We start from the raw sequence: 8,349 nt of genomic DNA, 5'->3' as shown, positions 1-8,349 counted from the left end.
CGCTTATTGTGAAGAGGACTGTATCGAGGAGTTTCACGGTCGCCTGACGGCCGTCATGACCGCGCTGGGCAGGTCTTTCGAAATTGTCTACGTTAATGACGGCAGTACGGACGCGACGTTTTCCAGGTTGCGGGCCATTTATGACCGTGACCGCAACGTCAGCGCTCTTGTCGACTTGTATACGAATTTCGGCCGGCCTTCCGCGATGACGGCGGGATTAACCTATGCCCGGGGAACGAAGTTCCTGTTCATCGATTGCGACCTGCAATTGGACCCCGAGGATATTCCCCGTTTGATTGCGGAGCACGATAAGGGTTTCGATATTGTAAGCGGGTACCGGCTCAAGCGCCGGGACCCGGTACTGCGCCGGTTCTTTTCCTGTCTGGCGAATATCGTGATGCGGCGCGTTGCCCGGCACAACATGCGCGATATGGGGTGCGCGTTCAAAGTGTTCGATGGGCGTCTGGTCCGTTCCTTTGACTACGGTCCGTTCCGCTCATGGAATCCGATCTACGTCTATGCGCGGGCGCGGTACTGTTCCGAAGTGCCGGTCTCGCACCATCCTCGCCGATCGGGCGGTTCGCGATGGTCGGTCGGCAGTCTTTTTGGCTTCTACATGGACCACTTGGTGGGCCTCGCCCACAACCCGTTCCGCTTTTTCTGCCTTATGCTGGGCATTCCAACGGCCGGCGCGCTTATGCTTGTGCTGCTTAGCCCCGGTTTGCGCGACCTCGTTGCGCGGCTTGCCACGCCCGGGATGGCCGTCATCGGGTACCTGAGCCTGGTCTTGCTCGTGCTCCTGTTGATGGCTGTCCTGGGAGAATTCGTCATGCGGAACTACATGGTGTTGCAGCGTTATCCGTGCTATGTTATCCGAAGCGTGCTTCAGCGGCCCCGGACGGAGTAGTCTGATGGACCATCTGCTTATTCTCGGCTCTTGCGGCGGGTCTCGTGAGACGTACTGGATCGCGCGCGAGAACTGGCCCGGAGCAGTGATCCTTTTTGTGGATGACGTTTCGGAATTGCGGGAGCTGAGCCTGGCGGAGACCGTTGTTCCCGTGGTGAAAGACTGGGATTTTTCACGATTTGCGGCTCTCCCTTCGCGCCCGATTACGTTCCGGTATTTTGTTCCTGGCATGGGCGATCCGCGGGTCAAGAAGGTCGCGACGGAGAAGGCCCTTTCCCGTGGTCTCGAACCGGCCCCTCCGCTGATTAGCCGCCAGGCTATCGTTCGGCCCGATTCGCGCGTCGGACCGGGTAGTGTCATTCATCCGACTTCGCTGGTTACTTCGAATGTGACCGTGGGGGCGTTCGTGACTATCCATTCCGCGCGGGTGGGGCACGACGCTGTCCTGCGGGATTACGTTACGTGCAATCCCGGGTGCAACGTCGCGGGTCACGTCGTGCTTGCCGAGGGCGTGAACCTGGGCGCCGGGACCGTCGTTAGACAGCGGCTGGCGGTAGCCCCATGGACCGTTACCGGCATGCAGGCGTGTGTCGTAAAAGAAGTGTTGCAACCGAACCAGACGCTGGTTGGCGTCCCCGCAAGGCCTATGCGCGATGGCACGGGAAAAACCTGACCGTAAAGAGGCGTCCTCGAGGCCGAAGCCGGAGCGCCGGAGGGCGCCGACGCTTCAGGACGTGGCCGACCGCGTTGGCGTGTCGCCGTCCACCGTGAGCGCGGTCTTGAACGATTCGCCCCGGGCGCGGAGTTTCTTCCCGGAAACAAAGGAACGTGTGCGAGTCGCGGCGCAGGAACTCGGGTATTGTCCAAATCCGTTGGCCAAGACCCTGAAGAGGAATCGGTCGGGCGTTGTTGGAGCGGTGCTGTTCAGTCAGCACAGCTTTTATTACGGCCCCCCTCTCTGGGCGGCGGAGAAGTCCGCGAAAGAGTTGGGCTACGAAATCGTGACTGCGGACATGGGGTATGACCCGGGACGGCTGCCGCAGTGTCTGCAATCGCTGGCTGCTTGGCGAACCGAGGGGCTGTTGTTGTTCACGGGAGGCCATCGCCTGGCGGAATCCGAAATGCGCGCGATCCAGGACATGGGTGTGCCGTTCGTGCGCGCGGGAACCAGGCGGGCAGATGAACCCTGTTCCTCGTTGGTGTTCAACAATTTCGGGGCGGGACGCTCGCTCGCTCTGCACTTGGCGCAATTGGGTCACAGGAGGATAGGGGTCATCGCCGCGAACGCCAGCAACGAACAATCGGAAGAACGGGTTGCGGGGATTCTGGCGGCGCTCAAGGCTTCCGGCGCCGACCTTTCCCCCGGACGCCTGATACGGGCCCGGGACCATGACGTTGGCATTGGCGCGGGCTACCGATACACGGCTGAAATGCTCGAACTGTCTCCGGACTTGACGGCGCTGGTCTGTCTCAATGATGGGATGGCCGTTGGGGCGCTGCGCCGCTTGTGGGAATTGGGACGGCGTGTGCCGAAGGATATCTCGGTTACCGGCTTCGACGATGTGTGGCTGGGGCCTGAGCCCAGCGACGAAAACCGGTTGGGACCCTATCTCACGCCCGCGCTGACCACCATCCGGGCGCCGCTCGAAATGGTCGGGGGAGAGGCCATGAGAATGCTGGTCGAAATGCTCCGGGATGACGGTGCACGACGCGTGAAACGGGTAGTCGAATTCCTGCCGGAACTGGTAATCCGTGAATCGACAGGACCCGTGCCCCAGGGCTGATTGCACAAACGTATGTCCTGCCCGACCACTCATTTCGTGCGTTTATAGATAATAATAATGATAATATATCCAAGAATGCTATCCGTTGGGCTTGACATCGGGGCTCGTTTGGCATAGAATATGGACAAACGTTTGTGTGTCACGAAAAGCAGTATCTCCTAACCGCCAAAGGAATATTCATATGCGTCATGCCGGCTTTACCTTAATCGAATTGCTGGTCGTTATCGCCATTATCGGAATCCTGGCCGCGATTCTGCTGCCTGCACTCGCTCGGGCGCGCGAATCCGCGCGACGCGCCAGTTGCGCTAATAACTTGAAGGAGATGGGCCTTGTCTTCAAGATGTATGCGGACGAAGATGCCGGGCAGAAGTTTCCGCCGCTGGCGGGCCGTGTCTCGTATCAGGCGACGCGCTTTCCGGACGGGCACACGGAATTCCTGAACTACAGCCCTTGCAGATACCAGAACCCGTTTTCACCCACGCCGTCCGGGGGCGGCAACGGCGACTTGGAGTTCTTCTTCGACGGCCCTGCGGTGTATCCGGAGTATCTGTCGGACGCGAATGTGTTGCTGTGTCCCTCGGAGAACCAAATCGGTCTCGTATTGAACGGAACGAACGGCGCCTGGTACGACCAGAACCGGTTGCAGACTACGGGCGAGGCCGTCATCGATCCCTGCGCATTGTCCGGAGAGTCGTACGGTTACCATGGCTGGGCGTGGACGGGGCAGCCGGGGCATGATCTTGTTGAGGTTGGGGCGGACCCGAACGACCCAAACCTGAATCCGGCCCCGCCCGCGCTCTTTGGATGGATAAGTCAACGCTGGGTGGTGTTGCTGGTCCAAATGGCTGCGGGCGTAGCCAACAATCCCGGCACGAACTATGACCACGACCTGGAATTCACAAACAGCGCCAACGAGCAGATCACGGTATACCGGTTGCGCGAAGGGATAGAACGTTTCCTCATCACGGACATCAACAATCCCGCGGCAACGGCGCTCGCACAGAGCACGGTCCCGGTGATGTTCGACTTGGTGAGCGCGACGACCGCCGAATTCAACCACGTCCCCGGCGGCGCGAACACGCTGTATATGGACGGACACGTCGATTTCCTGCGCTACCCGGCCGATTATCCCGCCAGCAAGGCGTTTGCGTCGATGGTAGCCCTGTTCTGAAACGGCATGGGGGCGTGGGAGGGAGAATAGCGTTATGTGACGCTGCCGGAATCGGCGCGGAGTTCCTTTTTCAGGATTTTGCCGGTCGGTCCCAGCGGAAGAGTGTCGCGGAATTCGATGATGCGCGGGTAGGCATGCGCCGCAATGCGTGCTTTGGCCCATCCCATGAGTTCCCCGGCGCTGGCGCGGGCGTGTGGTTTCAGGACGACGAGGGCCTTCACTTCCTCGCCCAGTTCCCGGTGCGGAACGCCGACGACGGCTGCGAGCGCTACCGCAGGATGCCCCAACAGCACCGCCTCGACTTCGCTCGGGCAGATTTTCCGGCCACCCCGGATAATCATGTCCTTGAGGCGGTCCACGACATAAACGTACCCGGCCTCGTCGCGTCTGCCGATGTCGCCGGTGTGCAGCCAACCGCTGCGGAGAACCTCCTCGTTCGCTTCCGGCTTTCCGTAGTATCCTGACATGACGTTGTGGCCACGCACCACGATTTCGCCGGTTTCGCCGGCGGGCACATCGATCATGTGTTGGTCGACGATGCGGACCTCGACGCCCCAGATGGGGGTTCCAACGGAATCATGCGGCGCGGGCGCGTCGATCCGGTGCATGCACGTGGCGGCCGTCGTTTCAGAGAGGCCGTAGCCGATAAGCATGCGCGGACCGAACACGGTGTGGACCTGCTCCAGGAGTTCGGGAGGTACGGGCGCGCCGCCCACAAGTCCGCAACGCCAGTGCTTTCGAATCCTGGCGAGATCGAAAGCGTGCAAGTCGGGATGGTTAAGCAACCCATAATACATGGACGGAACGCCCGTGAAGAAGGTGACGCCATGTTCCTGCATGGCGCAGAGAGCGAGCGCGGGGTCGAAGCGTGGCAGCAACACCAGGGAAGCACCGGCGGTGAATGCGGGGCCCATGAGCAGCGACTGCGCCAGCACATTGTACATCGGCGCGGCAACCAGCACGCGGTCGGAGGGCGTATGCCGGAAAAGGTCGCGCAACACCAGCCAATGGATCATCATGTTCGCGTGTGTGAGTTGCGCGCCCTTGGCCTGGCCTGTCGTGCCCGAGGTATACACGATGCAGCAGACGTCGCTCGCGCCTCGTTGCTGCATATCAAACGTTTCCTGCGACCCCGCAGTCAGGTGCTCGAATCCCAGAGCGCCCCGGGGGACCGGCGAAACCGGCCCTTTACCGGAATGGACCATCCAGAAATGCCTGCAGGAGCTGACTTCCTGAAATGCGGCCCATCCTGTCGTGCCGACAGGAAACGCACCCATGTCCTCATGGCAAAGATACGCGACGGCCTCCGAGTCGCGCAGGTGATGGACCACTTCGTGCGTGCGGAGCAGCGTATTCAGCGCCACGACGACCCCGCCCATCTTGAGAATGCCGAAATAACAGGCCAAGAACGAAGGAGACGTAGGAGAACTCAGGGCAACCTTGTCGCCGGGGCCTACGCCCGCGGCTGTCAGCCCGTTGGCCACGCGGTTTGCGGCCCTGTCGAGTTCGGCGTAGGTCCAGGTCTCCGGGCCGCTGATGAGCGCGGTTCGGCCGGGATGTTCGCGGGCACGATACTGCAAGACGGCTGCGAGGTTGATCATGCTCCTTTTCCGGGGCGGGGTTCGGCCACGCCGACCGCCTGAAAACGTTATAGTCAAACGTTTGTATGCTAGAACTTCGAGGCCCCATCTGTCAACCGGATGCGCCCGGCAACCTGCCTGCCCGGCGTGACGTTTGTGGAACCTCGGGACCGGGCCCTGCCGCTGTCAATGGCATTTCGCAACGGCGGGCACGAACGGGTAGAATCGAACGGGAGTAGGCGGGACAGGGCATGACGACTTCAGAGAAAGACCTGCTTGTCCGCTGGCAGTCCCTGCGCGAAGGGGATGCGCTGGCCGAAATCGTGCGGCGCCACGGGGGCATGGTGTACGCCGCATGCCGCCGCATGCTGAGCGATAGCGCCGAGGCGGAAGCGGTGACGCAGGAGACCTTTCTTGCGCTCAATGCCGCGACGGGAAAAGAGGCGCCCGGCCATACGGGACCCTGGCTGCACGCAACCGCCGTGGACCGCTGTCTTCAACGGCTGGAATCACCGCGGCGCAGGCAAAGACGGGAGGCCATGCTTGCCGGGCTTGACAAGCACGCCGCGGGCTCGCAGACCGAAATCGAGTGGCCCGGCATCGCCTGCGTGCTGGATGAAGACTTGAACACGTTGCAGGAGGAGTTCGGTGCGCCGGTCATCATGCATTTCCTGAGCGGTCTCAGCCACGCCGAAATCGCGGAGGAGACGGGGGTTCCGCGCCGGACGGTTTCAGAACGGATCGAAATGGGGTTGGAGATGCTGTGCAAGGCGATCGGCAAGCATGGTGTGACCTTGAACAGCGCCACGCTGGCGATCTTGCTCGCCACACATATCGACGCAAGCGCCGCAATGCCGCCTGGTTTGTTGGCCGCGATAAGGAAGACCGACAGGACCGGTTTGGCCCTGGAGGGCGCGAGGGCTTCCGCGTCTGCCTTCCTGCCCGGGAAGACCATCGCGCTTGGGACCATTGCGGTGTTCGCGGCAGTTCTCGCCGGCCTCGGGCTCTGCCTTTTGCGCGGCGGGGCCGTGCAACCTGCTGTTCCGGGCACTCTGGATGCGTCCGGTGCGGCCGCGTCTTCCGATGACAGGGCAGTGCCTGTGCCCGGCGACGGCGCGGAAGCGGAACGGACCGGAATCCTCGAAGGGCTCGCAAACGCCTTGGCAAATGGGGGCATCTCGGGCACCGTCTACGACGACAGCATCATCTATCATCCGGAACGGCTGGCGGGACTGGACTTGCTCAATACGAGCAACAAGGTGTTTGAGCAGGCCTTGCTGCACGTGGCGCATAAGCCCGTGCCGGGCGTACTGGTTGTCGCCAGCGCGGAAGGCAGGCGTCAGGTGGCTCTGACGGACGCTTCCGGGAAATACGCTTTCGCCTCGCTGCCTGCCGGAACGTGGACCATCCGGGCGGAACGGCCGTCCGGCGCAATCACGGTTGGTGAAGAAGAGGTGGAAGTGACGCTGAAGGGCGACGAATCGAGGGCGGATGTCAATTTTGTTTTCCGGTTCGACGGAGTCTCGATTGCCGGGCGCGTGGTTTCGACGGCCGGTCTCCCGGTCGCGGGCGCGCTGGTTACGGCGACGCATTTCCCGGAGTGGGCAGGCGAATCCAACACCCGGGTGGCGGAGGAACGCGCCACGGTAACCGATGACGACGGGTCATACCGGCTGGATGGGCTGGTCCCGATGGATATACTCGGCGCAGCAAGCTACCAGCACGGCGGCAAGCTGCCCGCACGCGGCGTGTATACCATAACCGCGCGGGCCGGCGGCTATGGAATGCTCGAAAAGCGCGTGCCATGCATCAGCCCCGTGCTTGCCAATGCCGCCGAGACGCTGACCGGTTTCATCGTGAGCGCCAAGGCGGCCATGGGCGAGGACAGCGACATCGGTGAAGCGCGGCCCGGCGTCCTGCCCTCCGGACAGGGCAACACGCTATCCGGCATTGACTTCCGTCTGCAGCCGGCAGGAAGAATCTCCGGCCACGTGATCGATTCTCAGGGCGCCATCGTTGCACAACCGTCGGTGTGCGCCAAACTGGCGGACGGTGGCCTTGACGAGGATACGGTGCTTCAGCCCCGTGCTGTGCCGCCGGACCCCGTGCAGGGCGACGCCGCGGGCAACTTCTCGCTTTGGGAGGTCTCTCCCGGAACCTATGTGTTTCTCGCGGGGCGGGGCGAAGCGTGGTTGCAGCGGGCGCGGAACCAGCCGGTGCTCGTAAGTGCCGGAGCGCATATTGCGGACTTGGAGGTCGTAGTAGAGTCTCCCGGTGAGAAGGGCAACATCACGGGCGTTATCGCGGATGCCCTTTCCGGAAGGCCTGTGCGGCATGGAAATGTCCGTGTGAACGAGGTGGTCTCGCCCAGCGAGCCAAACCCCGTTTTTGGGAAGACTACCGTCGATGGGGAATCCGGTGTTTTTGAAATCGTGGGTATTTCGCCGGGAACGGTTTCCTTCTGCGTGTGGGCCGAATACTATTGCGTCAGCGAGGTGAACGTGGCGTTGGGTTCGGGCCAGACGCTGGATATGCCGGTCTCGCTCACGCCCGCGGGCAGTATTTGTGGCACGGTCATGTATGGCGGCGCCCCGGTCAGCGGCGGCGTGACGGCGCACAGAACGGATGGCGCCGGATTGCCCGCCGTGGGCGGCGGCCGGGAGTCGGAATGGACCGGATGGGCAGACGCGTCAGGGGAGTATTGCGTGGAAAGGCTGGCTCCAGGCGAGTACTTGATAGAGGCCAATGCTCACCTCACGGAGGCGGCGCATCGTATCGTATGGCTGGACGCGGCCGTGGAAGCGGGGCGCCAGACCACGCTGAACATTGACATCGAGCCCTCGGAAGGCGTAATCGAGGGCCTTATTACCTTTCCGGAGGTCTATCGGAAAGCGCGCATTGTCGTGC

At 62.2% G+C, this 8,349-nt stretch carries 6 protein-coding genes; 5 read left to right on the top strand and 1 reads right to left on the bottom strand.

Annotation, left to right across the window (positions count from 1 at the left end; all coding sequences use genetic code 11):
* From KA184_19660 to KA184_19645, 4 genes are all read left to right on the top strand, one after another.
* Positions 1–907 (top strand): glycosyltransferase family 2 protein (locus KA184_19660; protein ID MBP8131800.1); only part of this gene is annotated, 907 nt, incomplete at its 5' end.
* Positions 908–911: 4 nt separating this feature from the next.
* Entirely contained in the window at positions 912–1,580 is a 669-nt protein-coding gene (locus KA184_19655; protein ID MBP8131799.1) for a hypothetical protein, read from the top strand.
* Positions 1,581–1,641: 61 nt separating this feature from the next.
* Positions 1,642–2,691 (top strand): LacI family DNA-binding transcriptional regulator, encoded by a 1,050-nt coding sequence (locus tag KA184_19650; GenBank protein MBP8131798.1) that lies wholly within the window; start codon positions 1,642–1,644, stop codon positions 2,689–2,691.
* A 181-nt stretch (positions 2,692–2,872) separates the two neighbouring features.
* Positions 2,873–3,862 carry a DUF1559 domain-containing protein gene (locus KA184_19645; GenBank protein ID MBP8131797.1) on the top strand — a complete coding sequence of 330 codons (990 nt, stop codon included), beginning with the start codon at positions 2,873–2,875 and terminating at the stop codon, positions 3,860–3,862.
* Between the two features lie 32 nt (positions 3,863–3,894).
* On the opposite strand, the gene KA184_19640 is transcribed toward KA184_19645, so the two are convergent.
* Positions 3,895–5,463: an AMP-binding protein gene (locus KA184_19640; protein ID MBP8131796.1), complete on the bottom strand. Its 1,569-nt coding sequence runs from the start codon at positions 5,461–5,463 to the stop codon at positions 3,895–3,897.
* Positions 5,464–5,693: 230 nt separating this feature from the next.
* Here KA184_19640 and KA184_19635 point away from each other — a divergent pair.
* Positions 5,694–8,349: sigma-70 family RNA polymerase sigma factor (locus KA184_19635; protein ID MBP8131795.1), on the top strand; the 2,656-nt coding region annotated here is incomplete at its 3' end.

The organism is Candidatus Hydrogenedentota bacterium (genome assembly GCA_018005585.1).
Taxonomy (GTDB): Bacteria; Hydrogenedentota; Hydrogenedentia; order Hydrogenedentales; family JAGMZX01; genus JAGMZX01.
Note: the sequence above shows the minus strand (reverse complement) of the source record. Positions and strands in the feature narration are given on the sequence as shown.